The sequence below is a fragment of the Acinetobacter sp. 1566109 genome, assembly GCF_000582255.1.
GTDB classification, from domain to species: domain Bacteria; phylum Pseudomonadota; class Gammaproteobacteria; order Pseudomonadales; family Moraxellaceae; genus Acinetobacter; species Acinetobacter nosocomialis.
In genome coordinates, this window is the sequence record NZ_JEYB01000231.1 from 1 (window position 1) to 455 (window position 455).

The 455-nt window shown below is 40.7% G+C and carries 1 protein-coding gene; it reads left to right on the top strand.

All coding sequences use genetic code 11. The features are described from left to right. On the top strand, nt 1-455 hold a 455-nt coding region (locus tag J582_RS25590), incomplete at both ends, for an IS256 family transposase (protein WP_032049029.1).

Sequence of the window (455 nt, forward strand, 5' to 3'; positions counted from 1 at the left end):
AAAGAAATGTACGATGCCGATGTATCTGCCTCCCTTATTAGTAAGGTAACGGATGCTGTCATTGAACAAGTGACAGAATGGCAAAATAGAACACTCGATAGTCTTTATCCTGTTGTCTATTTAGATTGCATTGTTGTTAAGGTTCGTCAGCATTCAACAGTAATCAATAAATCAGTTTATTTAGCATTAGGCATTAACTTGGATGGCCAAAAAGAACTTCTTGGCAGGTGGCTTGCTCAAACAGAAGGTTCCAAATTCTGGCTGTCAGTCATGACAGAGCTAAAAAATCGAGGAGTACAGGACATTCTTGTTGCCTGTGTAGATGGATTAAAAGGCTTTCCTGACGCGATAGCCTCTGTTTACCCTCATACTGATATTCAACTGTGTATTGTGCATGTTGTACGCAATAGCCTGAGATTTGTAAGCTGGAAAGACTACAAGGCTGTTACGTCGGG